At 61.6% G+C, this 14,342-nt stretch carries 9 protein-coding genes; 8 read left to right on the forward strand and 1 reads right to left on the reverse strand.

What is annotated here, in order from left to right; translation table 11 throughout:
- Nucleotides 1–28: 28 nt before the first annotated feature.
- From J7557_RS02035 to J7557_RS02070, 8 genes are all read left to right on the forward strand, one after another.
- Entirely contained in the window at nucleotides 29–1,885 is a 1,857-nt protein-coding gene (locus J7557_RS02035; protein WP_291416841.1) for a monovalent cation:proton antiporter-2 (CPA2) family protein, read from the forward strand.
- A 95-nt stretch (nucleotides 1,886–1,980) separates the two neighbouring features.
- A complete protein-coding gene (locus tag J7557_RS02040) occupies nucleotides 1,981–4,452 on the forward strand; it encodes a glycogen/starch/alpha-glucan phosphorylase (RefSeq protein ID WP_291416843.1) in 2,472 nt (823 codons plus the stop codon).
- A 97-nt stretch (nucleotides 4,453–4,549) separates the two neighbouring features.
- Nucleotides 4,550–6,739, forward strand: coding sequence for a 1,4-alpha-glucan branching protein GlgB (glgB, locus tag J7557_RS02045; RefSeq protein WP_291416845.1), 2,190 nt, complete (start codon nucleotides 4,550–4,552; stop codon nucleotides 6,737–6,739).
- A 55-nt stretch (nucleotides 6,740–6,794) separates the two neighbouring features.
- On the forward strand, nucleotides 6,795–8,066 hold the full coding sequence (glgC, locus tag J7557_RS02050) for a glucose-1-phosphate adenylyltransferase (RefSeq protein ID WP_291416847.1): 1,272 nt from the start codon (nucleotides 6,795–6,797) through the stop codon (nucleotides 8,064–8,066).
- Nucleotides 8,066–9,526 carry a glycogen synthase GlgA gene (gene glgA, locus J7557_RS02055; protein WP_291418263.1) on the forward strand — a complete coding sequence of 487 codons (1,461 nt, stop codon included), beginning with the start codon at nucleotides 8,066–8,068 and terminating at the stop codon, nucleotides 9,524–9,526. Before glgC ends, glgA begins: the two co-directional genes overlap by 1 nt.
- Complete coding sequence (locus J7557_RS02060) at nucleotides 9,507–11,138, forward strand: alpha-D-glucose phosphate-specific phosphoglucomutase (RefSeq protein WP_291416849.1); 1,632 nt, start codon at nucleotides 9,507–9,509, stop codon at nucleotides 11,136–11,138. Before glgA ends, J7557_RS02060 begins: the two co-directional genes overlap by 20 nt.
- Before the next feature lie 10 nt (nucleotides 11,139–11,148).
- Nucleotides 11,149–13,158 carry a glycogen debranching protein GlgX gene (gene glgX / locus J7557_RS02065; RefSeq protein ID WP_291416851.1) on the forward strand — a complete coding sequence of 670 codons (2,010 nt, stop codon included), beginning with the start codon at nucleotides 11,149–11,151 and terminating at the stop codon, nucleotides 13,156–13,158.
- On the forward strand, nucleotides 13,155–13,883 hold the full coding sequence (locus tag J7557_RS02070) for a metallophosphoesterase (protein WP_291416852.1): 729 nt from the start codon (nucleotides 13,155–13,157) through the stop codon (nucleotides 13,881–13,883). Before glgX ends, J7557_RS02070 begins: the two co-directional genes overlap by 4 nt.
- Here the strand turns inward: J7557_RS02070 and J7557_RS02075 are convergent.
- Nucleotides 13,880–14,341 carry an N-acetyltransferase gene (locus J7557_RS02075; RefSeq protein WP_291416854.1) on the reverse strand — a complete coding sequence of 154 codons (462 nt, stop codon included), beginning with the start codon at nucleotides 14,339–14,341 and terminating at the stop codon, nucleotides 13,880–13,882. The two genes, J7557_RS02070 and J7557_RS02075, sit on opposite strands and share 4 nt — an antisense overlap.
- Nucleotide 14,342 lies beyond the last annotated feature (1 nt).

Genomic DNA, 14,342 nt, shown 5'->3' on the forward strand with positions numbered 1-14,342 from the left:
GACCAGGACGAGACGGGGATTACGAATCATGGCCGGAGAAGCTGTCATCCATGCAGCCGAGGCTGCGCATAGCAGTGGCGTCGATCTGGTTCCCATCGTGGCTCTTCTCGCCGCCGGTGTCGTCGCCGTTCCGTTGTTTCGGCGTATCGGGCTAGGCTCGGTGCTGGGCTATCTGGCAGCGGGGCTCTTGCTGGGCCCGTCCGGGATCGGGCTGATCACCGATCCAAGCTCAGTGCTGCATCTGGCCGAACTGGGCGTTGTGCTGTTTCTTTTTATCATCGGGCTCGAAATGGAGCCGAGCAAGCTCTGGGCCCTACGCAAGCAGATTTTCGGGCTTGGTGTCATTCAGGTCGCCTGTTGCGGATTGTTGCTGACCGGTGTCGGGCTGCTGCTTGGCTTTGCGCCTGTCGTGGCCTTCATTTTCGGCATGGGCTTCGTGCTGACCTCGACAGCGATCGTGATGCAGATATTGGCGGAGCGTGGGGAGTTGGCTTCGGAAAGCGGGCAGAAGATGGTGTCCATCCTGCTGCTCGAAGACCTCGCTATCGTGCCGCTTTTGGCCGTGGTGGCGTTTCTTGCGCCCGCTACGGAAGACCAGTCCGTGCTGACGCGTCTCGTGGGTTTTGGTAGTGCCATCGGCGCCATCCTGCTGCTGATCGTGCTCGGGCGGCGAGTGATGAATCCGTTCTTTGCCATTCTTGCCTCGTCCAAGGTGCGCGAGGTGATGACCGCGGCGGCGCTGCTGGTGGTTCTGGGCGCGGCGCTGTTGTTCCAGGTCAGCGGACTTTCCATGGCCATGGGCGCGTTTCTTGCGGGTGTGTTGTTGTCGACCTCGACGTTCAGGCACCAGCTTGAGGCCGATATCGAGCCGTTTCGCGGGCTTTTGCTCGGGCTCTTCTTCCTGGCCGTGGGCATGTCGCTCGATCTCGGGATCGTCGGGGAGAACTGGCAGCTTATTGCAGTCAGCGTGCTGGCCTTCATGATCGTCAAGGCGGTCGCGATCTATGTGATCGCGCGGCTGCTGCGCTCGGGGCATGGCGAGGCGCTGGAGCGGGCGGTGCTGATGGGGCAGGGCGGCGAATTCGCCTTCGTGCTCTATACGACCGCCGTTGCGGCAGGGCTGATCGATGGGCCGAGCAATGCGATCTTCACGGCGACGGTCATCATTTCCATGGTGCTGACGCCATTCGCCATGATCGGCCTGCGCTATTTCATGCCCAAGCGCGTGGAATCGATGGATGGCGTCGAGACGGCCGATGGGCTCAATAGCCGGGTGCTGATCATCGGTTTCGGGCGCTTCGGGCAGATTGCCAGCCAGCCGCTGCTGGCCATGCGCCATTCGGTTTCGATCATCGACAATGATACGGACATGATCCGCGCCGCGGCGCAGATCGGGTTCAAGGTCTATTACGGTGACGGCACGCGACTCGATATTCTGCGTGCTGCTGGCGCGAGCACGGCGGACCTCATTCTGATCTGCACGGAACAGCGCGAGCAGACGACGCGCATCGCCGAATTGCTGCGCGATGAATTTCCGCTGGCGCGGGTCATGGCGCGCGCATTCGACCGTCCGCACGGCATCGAGCTGATCCGGGCGGGCGTCGAATACCAACTGCGCGAAACCTTCGAATCGGCCGTTATCTTTGGTGGCGAGGCCATCACCATGCTCGGTGCGAGCGCGGAGGAAGCCAGCGAAATCATCGAGGGCGTGCGGGCGCGCGACCGCCAGCGGTTCGAGCTGCAGCTGGGCGGCGAAGACTGGCGGAACCTCAACCGATTGCTGATCAGCAATGCGCAGGACCAGGCGCGCGAGAGCGGCGTATCGGTTTCCGAAGAGAGCGCCGAGGATGCCGTGGCCCATTCCGTCCCTGCACAGGGGACCTGATTTTTCTCCTCTCCAAGGGGGCTTTCCGATGCACAAATTAAGTGCAAGAGTGAGCACATTAGAGGGGAACATCGTCATGAACACTGGATTGCGATATGCCGCAAAAGCCGATCGTCTACGATGCTCCGACGCCCGAGCCCCGTGCCACAACCGTTGAAGCCATACAGGCGGAAATCCTTGAAAGGCTGATCTATTCGGTCGGCAAGGATCCGATTGTCGCGCGCCCGCATGACTGGTTGCGCGCCACCATTCTGGCGGTGCGTGACCGCATCATGGACCGCTGGATGGAGAGTTCGCGCGAGACTTGGCGCACCTCCAACAAGCGCGTCTATTATCTCAGCCTCGAGTTCCTGATCGGCCGGCTGATGCGCGACGCCATCAGCAATGTCGGGCTGATGGAGCCTGTGCAGCAGGCATTGAAGAACCTCAATGTCGACCTCGGGGACCTGATCAATCTCGAGCCCGATGCGGCCTTGGGCAATGGTGGTCTCGGTCGTCTTGCGGCGTGTTTCCTCGAGTCCATGTCGTCGGTGAAAATCCCGGCCTATGGCTATGGCATTCGCTATGTGCATGGCCTTTTCCGCCAGGAAATGAGCGAGGGCTGGCAGGTTGAGCTGCCGGAAGATTGGCTGGCTCATGGCAATCCATGGGAATTTGAACGCCGCGAAAGCGCCTATGAGGTTGGCTTTGGCGGTCATGTCGAGCCGATCACCGATGCCGACGGCACGGTGCGGCACGAATGGCGGCCGAACGAACATCTGCTGGCGGTGGCCTATGACACCCCGATCGTTGGATGGCGCGGTGCACGCGTGAACACGCTGCGGCTCTGGAGCGCGCAGCCGATCGACCCGATCCTGCTCGACAAGTTCAATTCCGGCGACCATATCGGCGCCCTCGAAGAAAGCGCCAAGGCGGGGGCGATTACGCGGGTTCTCTATCCGGCCGACTCGACGCCGGCTGGGCAGGAGCTGCGTCTGCGGCAGGAATTCTTCTTCTCGTCGGCCTCTCTGCAGGACATCGTCCGCCGGCATCTGCAGCAATATGGCGATCTCGGCTCGCTGCCGGACAAGGTCGCCATTCAGCTCAACGACACGCACCCCGCCATTTCGGTGGCCGAACTGATGCGTATTCTCGTCGATGACAATGGGATCAAGTGGGCTGACGCCTGGAAGCTGACCAAGGGCACGTTCGGCTATACCAATCATACCCTGCTGCCGGAGGCGCTCGAAAGCTGGCCGGTGGCTCTGCTCGAACGGCTACTTCCGCGCCATATGCAGATCGTCTACCAGATCAATGCCGATGTGCTGGCGGAGGCACGTGGCCGCGCCAAGTTTACGGACCAGCAGATCGCGGCCGTTTCGCTGATCGACGAGCATGGCGGGCGTCGCGTGCGCATGGGGCAGCTGGCTTTTGCCGGTTCGCACTCGATCAATGGCGTTTCCGCGCTCCATACCGAATTGATGAAGCAGACCGTGTTTGCGGACCTCCACAAGCTCTATCCGGAGCGCATCAACAACAAGACCAATGGCATCACGCCGCGGCGCTGGCTGATGCAGTGCAATCCGGGGCTGACCAAGCTCGTCAGCGAGCGGATCGGGCCGGATTTCCTCGACGATATCGACAAGCTGCACGCTCTTAGTGCGCATGCCGAAGATCCGGGATTCCAGAAGCAGTTCGCGGCGGTTAAGCGCGCCAACAAGGAGCGGCTGGTCAAGCTGATCAAGGAGCGGATCAATGTGTCCGTATCGGCCGATGCGCTCTTTGACGTGCAGATCAAGCGCATCCACGAATACAAGCGCCAGTTGCTCAACATCATTCATGCCGTGGCGCTTTATGATGAAATCCGCGCCCATCCCGAGAAGGATTGGGTACCGCGGGTGAAGATTTTCGCGGGCAAGGCGGCGCCGAGTTATTGGAATGCCAAGCTGATCATCAAGCTGATCAACGACGTGGCCAAGGTGATCAATCATGATCCGGCGGTACGGGGTCTCCTGAAGGTTGTGTTCCTGCCGAACTACAATGTCAGCCTTGCCGAGGTGATCGTGCCGGCGGCCGATCTTTCCGAGCAGATTTCGACGGCGGGCATGGAAGCCTCGGGCACCGGTAATATGAAGTTCATGGCCAATGGCGCTGTTACCATCGGCACTATGGATGGCGCCAATGTCGAGATGCACAAGGAAGTGGGCGACGACAATATCGTCATCTTCGGGCTGACGACGGAGCAGGTGGAAGACAAGCGCAGCCGCAGCGAAGTGCCGCGAGGCACGATCGACAAGTCGCCGCGCCTGCGTGAGGCGCTGGAGGCGATTTCCTCGGGCGTGTTCTCACCGGACGATCCCAATCGCTATCGCGACCTGATCGGCGGGCTCTATGACCATGACTGGTTCATGGTGGCGCGCGATTTCGATGCCTATTGGGCGGCGCAGGCCAAGGTCGAAAAGATCTGGGCGGATCGGTCGCGCTGGGACGCGATGGCGATCCGGAACACCGCCAATGTCGGCTTCTTCTCGTCGGACCGGACGATCAGGCAATATGCCGCCGATATCTGGAACGTGCAGACCGCATAAGAAAACGAGACGGGTCGTGGATCCGAAAGCGGGTCTGCGACCTTTCCAGAGTACGACCGCCGATATGGAAGCGGCCGGTCATGGGGGGATATAGGGCGTGAGCAGGGAAACTTGGCAGGCCGATAGCCGTGACGTCGAAGAAATCGTGGCGGGCCGCCACAGGGATGCCTTCGGCGTGTTGGGCTTGCACGAAGTCGACGGGCAATGGGCGTTGCGCGCTTTCATTCCGCATGCGGAATCGGTTGTGGCCTTCACGCTCGATGGGAAGGAACTCGGGGACCTCTATCCCCGCCACGCCGGTGGCGTGTTCGAGGGCAAGGTCGAGATCGACCAGCGGCAGCCGATCCGCTATCGTGCCAAGAATGCCGGCGGGGAATGGGACGTGTTCGACCCCTATTCCTTCGGGCCGGTGCTCGGGCCGATGGACGATTTCTATATCGGCGAAGGCAGCCACCTCAGGATGTTCGACAAGCTCGGCGCCCATGAGATGGAATTTGAAGGTATTCACGGTACGCATTTCGCCGTCTGGGCGCCCAATGCGCAGCGTGTTTCGGTGGTTGGCGCGTTCAACCAGTGGGACGGGCGGCGCAACCCGATGCGTAATCGCAACGGCATCTGGGAAGTGTTCATTCCCGTGCTCGGGACCGGGACGATCTACAAGTATGAAATCGTCGGGCCAGACGGCAAGGTTCTGCCGCTGAAAGCCGATCCGTTTGCGCGGCAGGCCGAACTGCGGCCGCGCACGGCTTCGGTGGTTCCCGATCCGACGCCGTTCACCTGGACCGACCAGAAGTACATGGAAGAGCGCGCCAGCCATGATTGGCGGCGCACGCCGATGTCGATCTACGAAGTGCATCTGGGTTCATGGCGGCGACGGCCGGATGGCTCGTTCCTGAGCTATGACCAATTGGCCGAGCAGCTCGTGCCCTATGCGGCTGATATGGGCTACACCCATCTCGAATTCCTGCCGGTTTCCGAGCATCCGTTCGATCCGAGCTGGGGTTATCAGCCGACGGGGCTTTTCGCGCCGACCTCGCGCCATGGCGATCCCGCCGGGTTCGCGCGGCTGGTGAATGCGGCGCATGAGGCGGGGCTGGGCGTCATCCTCGATTGGGTGCCGGCGCATTTCCCGACCGACGAATTCGGGCTGGCGCGCTTCGATGGCACGGCGCTCTATGAGCATGCCGATCCCAGGCAGGGCTATCACCCCGACTGGAATACGGCGATCTACAATTTCGGGCGCAAGGAGGTTTCGGCCTTCCTGACCAATAGCGCGCTCTACTGGTTCGAAGTGTTCCATATCGATGGGCTGCGCGTCGATGCGGTGGCCTCGATGCTCTATCTCGACTATTCGCGCCAGCCGGGGCAATGGGTGCCCAACAAGCATGGTGGCAACGAAAACCTCGAAGCGGTGGCGTTCCTGCAGCGCGTCAATGCCGAGGTCTATCGGCAGTTTCCGGGCGCCTTCATGATTGCCGAGGAGTCGACATCCTGGCCGGGGGTCAGCCATCCGACCTACAATGGCGGGCTTGGTTTCGGCTTCAAGTGGAACATGGGCTTCATGAACGACACGCTGCGTTTCATGAGCCGTAATCCTATCCATCGGCGCTACCATCACAACGACATGACCTTTGGGCTCATGTACGCGTTCAGCGAGAATTTCGTGCTGCCGCTGAGCCATGACGAAGTGGTGCACGGGAAGGGCGCGTTGCTGTCGAAAATGCCGGGCGATGACTGGCAGCAGTTTGCCAATCTGCGCGCCTATCTCGCCTTCATGTGGGGGCATCCGGGCAAGAAGCTCCTGTTCATGGGCCAGGAATTCGCGCAGCGCGAGGAATGGTCGGAAAGCCGCGGGCTCGATTGGTGGCTGCTGGACTCGGCGCCGCATGAGGGCATGCGGCGGCTGGTGGCCGATCTCAATGCGGCCTATCGCAGCCTGCCCGCCCTCTATGAGCACGATTGTGAGCCTGAGGGCTTTGAGTGGCTGATCGGCAATGACCAGACCAATACCGTCTATGCATGGGTGAGAAAGGCCGAGGGGGCCGATCCTGTGATCGTCATCTCCAATTTCACGCCAGTGCCACGCAGCGGGTACAAGGTGCCGGTGCCCCATGCGGGGCGCTGGGTGGAGCGGATCAATACGGATGCCGGCTGGTATTCCGGGGGCAATACTGGAAATCAGGGGGCGGTGACCGCCCATGCCGTAGAGGGGCGGCATATGCCTGCGGAAATGGAACTGTACCTTCCGCCGCTGGCAACGCTGTTTTTGAAATATGAGCCGGAGTGATCCGTCTCGGGTGAATACGTTCCGCTTCAATGCGGGCAGTAGTGGAGGGAAATAAATGGCTGATTATCGAGTACCGTCTCCATTGGCGCGTGAAGCCATGGCCTATGTGCTTGCCGGGGGGCGCGGCACGCGTTTGATGGAATTGACCGACCGGCGCGCCAAGCCTGCCGTCTACTTTGGGGGCAAGTCGCGCATTATCGACTTCGCGCTGTCTAATGCCATCAATTCGGGCATCCGCCGCATTTCGGTTGCGACGCAGTATCAGGCGCATAGCCTGATCCGCCACCTGCAGCGCGGCTGGAACTTCCTCCGCACCGAACGTAACGAAAGTTTTGACGTGCTGCCGGCGAGCCAGCGCGTAAAGGAAGACATGTGGTATGCGGGCACCGCTGATGCCGTCTACCAGAACATGGACATCATCGAGGATTACGGCGCGCGCTATATCGTGCTCTTGGCCGGCGACCATATCTACAAGATGGACTACGAAATCATGCTCCGGCAGCATGTGGATACGGGCGCTGACGTGACCATCGGCTGTCTCGAAGTGCCGCGCATGGAAGCGACGGGCTTTGGCGTGATGCATGTCGACGGACGCGACCGGGTGGTCGATTTCGTCGAAAAGCCCAAGGACCCGCCAGGTATTCCGGACAAGCCGGACATGGCGCTCGCCTCGATGGGCATCTATGTGTTCGAGACGCGTTTCCTGATGGAACAGCTCCGTCGCGACGCGGCGACGGAGGGGTCAAGCCGCGACTTCGGCAAGGACATCATCCCCTATATCGTCAAGAACGGCACGGCCTGGGCGCATCGGTTTCCGCGCTCTTGCGTGCGCTCCAGTAACGAAACGGTTTCCTATTGGCGCGACGTGGGTACGGTCGACGCCTATTGGAAGGCCAATATCGACCTGACCGATATCAACCCGCAGCTCGATCTCTATGATCGTGACTGGCCGATCTGGACCTATGCCGAGATCACGCCGCCGGCCAAGTTCGTGCACGACTTTGATGGGCGCCGTGGTTCGGCAGTGAACTCGCTGGTGTCGGGTGATTGCATCATTTCGGGCGGTCATCTGCAGCGCACGTTGCTGTCGACCGGCTCCCGCGTGCATTCCTATTCGACGCTCGATGAAGCTGTGGTGTTGCCCTATTGCGATATTGGGCGGAATGCGCGGCTCAAGAAGGTCGTGATCGATCGCGGCGTTTCCATCCCTGAAGGGCTGGTTGTCGGCGAAGATCCGGAATTCGACGACAAGTGGTTCCGGCGGACGGAGGAGGGGGTGACCCTCATTACCCAGGCCATGGTCAACAGGTATCTGGCTGATCGATGATCGAAGTTCTTTCCGTTGCCTCGGAAGTCTATCCGCTGATCAAAACCGGGGGGCTGGCCGACGTGGCCGGCGCCCTGCCGTCCGCACTCGCCAAGACCGGCGTTTCCATGCGCACGCTGGTGCCGGGCTATCCGGCGGTCATGGCCAAGCTCGGGCAATCGCGCGAGGTCTACTATTTCAGCGACCTGTTCGGCGTGACCGGCAGGCTGATTGCCGGGCGGGCTGAGGGGCTCGATCTCATCGTGCTCGATGCCCCGGCGCTCTACGATCGGCCGGGCAATCCCTACATGGGCCCCGATGGCTGGGACTGGCCGGACAACTGGAAGCGCTTTGCGGCGCTCTCCTGGGTGGCGGCGGAACTGGGGACGGGACTAGTCGAAGGCTATCGGCCGCAGGTCATCCATGCTCATGACTGGCAGGCCGGACTTGTCGGTGCCTATGTGAAATATGGGCCTTCGGCGACGCTGAAGACGGTGATGACCGTCCATAACATGGCCTTTCAGGGCACGTTTGGCGCCGACATTTTTGGGCAATTGCGCCTGCCGCCGCATGCTTTTTCGGTAGAGGGCGTCGAGTATTTCGGTGGCATCGGCTATCTCAAGGCTGGCGTCGAATGCGCCGATGTGGTGACGACGGTGTCGCCGACCTATGCCGCAGAAATCCGGACCCAGGCTTTTGGGATGGGGCTCGATGGCCTCCTCAATAATCGCTCCGCTACGGTGTTTGGTGTGCTCAACGGCATCGACATGGATGCCTGGAATCCGGCGACCGACCAGAGCCTGAGCTCGACCTATACCGCCAATTCGCTCGGCAGCCGCGCCACAAACAAGGCAGCGGTGCAGGAAGCGTTTGCGCTGGAGCCATCCGATAGCCCGCTCTTTGCGGTGGTCAGTCGCCTGACCTGGCAGAAGGGGATCGATCTCCTCGTCAACTGCATCGATATGATGGTCGATGCCGGTGCACAGCTTGCGGTGCTCGGTTCGGGCGAGGCAGAGCTGGAAAATGCCGTGCGTGGCGCGGCCATGCGGCATCCGGGGCGGGTTGGGCTCGTGACCGGCTACAATGAGCGCCTGAGCCATCTGGTGCAGGGCGGGGCAGATGTGATGATGGTGCCCTCGCGCTTTGAGCCCTGCGGTCTGACGCAGCTCTATGCGCTGCGTTACGGCTGTATTCCGCTCGTTAGTCGCGTTGGCGGGCTCAATGACACAGTCATCGACGCCAATGTTGCCGCATTGCAGGCTGAGGTAGCGACTGGGGTGCAGTTTGCGCCGCCCGATGAGGCCGCATTGGCCAATGCTATCAGGCGCACGCTCGAACTCTACGCCGACGAAAAAAGCTGGAAGAAGATGCAGAGGCGGGGAATGAAATCGGACGTCAGCTGGGAATCCAGCGCCGCCCGCTATGCCCAGCTCTATGCATCGCTGATTGGACTGAAAGCCGATGACGATACAGACCATTAAGACCACGCCCTATGCCGACCAGAAGCCGGGCACTTCGGGCCTCCGGAAGCGAGTGCCGGTTTTCAGCCAGCCGAACTATGTCGAGAACTTTATCCAGTCGATCTTCGACAGCCTCGAAGGGATCGAGGGCCAGACGCTGGTAATCGGCGGGGACGGGCGCTTCTTCAACGACGTTGCGATTCAGAAGGCGATCCGCATTGCCGCAGCCAATGGCTTTGGGAAGGTGCTGGTCGGGCAGGGTGGCCTGCTCTCGACACCGGCGGCGAGCAATATCATTCGTCAATACAAGGCCTTTGGCGGACTTGTTCTCTCCGCGAGTCACAATCCGGGCGGGCCGGAAGGCGACTTCGGCATCAAGTACAATGTCGGCAATGGTGGGCCGGCGCCGGAGAAGATCACCGACGCGGTCTATGCGCGCACCAAGGTCATCGACACCTACAAGACGCTCGATACGCCCGATGTCGATCTGAGCAAGGTCGGCGCGCAGCAGGTCGGCGAGATGGTGGTCGAGGTGATCGACCCCGTGAAGGACTATGCGGCGCTGATGCAAACGTTGTTCGATTTTGAAGCTATTCGCGGGCTGTTCAAGTCGGGCTTCACCATGACCTTCGACTCGATGCACGCGATCACCGGGCCCTATGCCAAGGCGATCCTTGAGGGCCTGCTGGGCGCTCCGGTAGGGACGGTTAAGAACGGCGTGCCGTCGCCGACCTTCAATCATGGCCATCCCGATCCGAACCTGGTCTACTGCAAGGACATGTACGACCTGCTGATGACCGAGGCGGGGCCGGATTTCGGCGCGGCTTCGGATGGTGACGGTGACCGCAACCTGATCATCGGCAAGAACCGCTTCGTAACGCCGTCGGACTCGCTGGCGCTGCTGGCGGCCAATGCGCATTTGGCGCCGGGCTATAAGGCTGGGATTGCCGGGATCGCCCGCTCCATGCCGACGAGCGCTGCAGCCGATCGCGTGGCGGAAAAGCTCGGCATCGAAATGCATGAGACGCCGACGGGCTGGAAGTTCTTCGGCAATCTGCTTGATGCTGGCCGGGTGACCATCTGCGGTGAAGAGAGCGCCGGTACAGGCTCGGACCATGTGCGCGAGAAGGACGGGCTTTGGGCCGTGCTGCTCTGGCTCAATATCCTGGCCGTGCGCAAGCAGGGCGTCGACGCCATCGTGCGCGAGCACTGGGCCACCTATGGGCGCAATTACTATACGCGCCACGACTATGAGGAAGTCGACAGCGCGATCGCCAATGCGCTGGTCGATGACCTGCGCGGGCGGCTTTCGGCGCTGCCGGGGCAGGTGCTCAACGGGCTGGAAGTCGCCTACGCGGATGACTTCACCTATCACGATCCGGTGGATGGCTCGACCAGCGCAAAACAGGGCATTCGGATCGGGTTCAAGGACGGTTCGCGAATAGTCCTGCGGCTCTCAGGAACTGGCACGGTGGGCGCGACGTTGCGGGTCTACCTCGAACAGTATGAGCCCCCCAATGGAAACCACGATCTCGATGTCCAACGCGCCCTCGAGCCTCTTGTCGGGATCACCGAAGACCTCGCCGGCATCAAAGCCCGGACGGGGCGCACCGAACCCAGCGTCATCACTTGAGCGCACGCAATTGACGGGCCCACATCTCGTTCCCGGCGCCGGAAGCATCGAAAAGCTCGGCGCCACGATCACGCCCGAGGGCGTCAATTTCGCGGTCTATTCCGAGGCCGCGACAGCAATCTGGGTCTCGCTCTTTGACGAGCAGGACAAGGAAATCGAGCGCTTCGAGCTCGACGTTCATGCCGAAAACATCCGGGCTGGCTTGATTGCCGGCATCGGCGCAGGCGCACGCTACGGGCTGCGCGCCGACGGGCGCTATGACGAGGACCAGGGGTTTTTCTTCGATCCGCAAAAGCTGCTGGTCGATCCCTATGCGCGGCGGCTCGACAGGGTTTTTGTGCGCTCTCCCCGTCTGCGTCTCAGGCGCGAAGAGGCCGTGGATACGGCGCCGCTGATGCCCAAGGCGATTGTGGTCGGCGAGGGCAACGAAAACATCCTGCCGCGCAAGAAGGCGCCGAGCCTGTTCTACGAACTCAATGTGCGTGGTTTCTCCATGCGCCATCCGAGCGTACAGGGGCCGCTGCGTGGGACCATTGCCGGGCTGACCACCAAGTGGGTGATCGACCATTTCAAGCATATGGGCGTCGACACGATCCAGCTCATGCCGACGGCGGCGTGGATCGATGAGGGGCACTTGCCGGCGCTCGGGCTGACCAATGCCTGGGGCTATAATCCGGTGGCTTATTTCGCCATCGACCCGCGGCTGGCGCCGCGCGGCCCGCAGGAATTGCGGGTGATGACTGACCTCTATCGCAAGAACGGCATCTCGGTGATCCTCGACGTGGTCTACAACCACACCGGCGAGAGCGATGCGCAGGGCCCGATGCTGAGCATGATGGGGCTCGATGCGCACACCTATTATCGCTTCGTCGAAGTCGACGGAAAGCAGCACCTCGTCAACGATACCGGCACCGGCAATACGCTGCGCTGCGATCATCCGGCCGTGCAGCGGTTGGTGATCGAGAGCCTGCGCTATTGGGTCGAGGAAATGGGCGTGTCCGGTTTCCGCTTTGACCTCGCGACGGTGCTAGGCCGCGAGCCGGGCTTCAATCCGGAAGCGGAGATGCTCAAGAAGATCAAGGCCGATCCGGTGCTCTCCAAGTGCATCCTCGTGGCCGAGCCTTGGGATCCGGGTCCGGGCGGCTACGCGCTTGGCAAATTCGGCAAGGAATTCCAGGAGCACAACGACACGTTCCGCGACGAAGTGCGTGCCTTCTGGAAGGGCGAGCCGGCCAAGATCGGGGCGCTGGCGGGGAAAGTTTCGGGCTCTGCCGAGATTTTCGATTTTGCCGGCCGCAAGCCGCATCACGGCGTCAACATGCTGGCCGTGCATGATGGCTTTACCCTGCGCGATCTCGTGAGCTATCACGACAAGCACAATGAGGCGAATGGCGAGAACAATCGCGACGGGCACAGCAATAACCAGTCCTGGAACTGCGGTGTCGAAGGCGAGACCGATGACGTGGGGATCAACACGGCGCGCAAGCGCGATGTGCGGGCACTATTGGCGACGCTGTTCCTGTCGCGCGGAACCCCGCTGATCCAGCAGGGCGACGAGATGTACCGGACGCAGCAGGGCAATAATAACGCCTATGCGCAGGACAACGAGATCACCTGGCTCGACTGGGAAGGCGCCGATGGGGCGCTGGTGGATTTCGTCGCGGCGATAAACGCCTTCCGCAAGGCGCATCCGGCGGTGAGCCACGACCATTTCCTGAATGGACAGGATCGGCATGGCGTGCGCGATGTCGTCTGGCTGCACCCTGATGGCCGCGAGATGACTGAAGGCGACTGGAACGACGGCGGTGCTTCGGTGCTTGGGATGCATCTCAGGCACAAGGATGACGAGGTGCTGGTCTGGTTCAATCGCCGGATCGAGCCTGTTTCCGCCAAGCTGCCGGAAGGCGACTGGGTCGTAGGTATCGACTCCGATCCCGACACGGCTGTCACCATTGCCGACGGTCAGGTTCAGGTCGGTGCGCGCACGGTGCTGGCTCTGGTGAGACCCACCGCGCAATGATTGTTGCCCAGCTCAGCGATATCCATGCGAACGGGTCGAGCGAAAGGCTCGACCGGCTCGACAAAGTGCTGGGCTGGCTCCGTCCCATGCGGCCGGACGCGGTCATCGTCAGCGGCGATCTGGCGGAAGATGCGTATGACCGCAGCTATCGGGCCGTGAGGGAACGGCTGGAAAGCCTCGGGTGTCCTTACTTCGTCGTGCCCGGCAATGTGGATGACCACGCCGACATGCGGCAGGCCTTTGGCGAACGTTTCGACTGGACGAGTGATCGCCTGCTGAATGTCCTCGGTGAGGTCGGCGGATTTCGCTTCATTGGCCTCGATGTGACAGTGGAGGGTGCGCATCACGGCGATGCGGGGCCGCGGCTCGAATGGTTGGCGGCGGAACTCGCCAGATCAGATTTGCCAACGCTGATCTTTCAGCATCAGCATCCCTTCCTGACCGGTATCGACGGCAAGGATCGCAATATCTGCTTCAATGGCGAAGGGCTCGCGGCGGTGATCGAGGCGGCGGGAGACACGGTTCTGGCGCTGACCTGCGGCCATGTACACCGGCCGATGTTCACGCGCTTTGCCGGTCGTCATGCGACAATGGCGCCGTCGGTCACCAGGGCCAATCGGCTGCGGCTCGATGGGCGAGAGAGTGAGATTGTCGATCCGCCGGGCCTGCTGCTGCATCATTTTGCCGGCGGCAATCTGGTGAGCCATGTGGTGATGGTCGACTAGGGGCCAACCTCAACCATGCCGTGCCGGCGATAGAAGCGCTGGGCGGCAAGGTTGGATGCCTCGACCTTGAGGTCGACATGAGGTGCGCCACGCTGCTGAAGTTTCAGGAAGGCAGCGTTGAGCAGGTAGGTCCCCAGAGACTGATTGCGCCACAGAGGCGCGACGACCAAGTCCTTCACAAAACAGCTCGTCCAGCATTGGATGAGGCCGACGGGCGTGTCCCGCGTGGTAGCGACGATGACCAGGGCCGGGTCGAACTCTTCGTCTTCGACGAGTGGCCACCACCAGCTATCGAAATCGCCCACGGTACCGCCGCCGTTGGCGTATGCGGTCCGGAGCAGGGCGTGGAGTTCGATAGGGCGCGTACGATGTAGCGGGTCAATGACTACGCCGTGGGGAAGCGCCGGCAGCGATACCGGTGCATCCAGGAGCTTTCGCAGGCGGATATGGCCGCTCAAG

Source organism: Devosia sp. (assembly GCF_017744655.1).
In the GTDB taxonomy this organism is placed as follows: Bacteria; Pseudomonadota; Alphaproteobacteria; order Rhizobiales; family Devosiaceae; genus Devosia.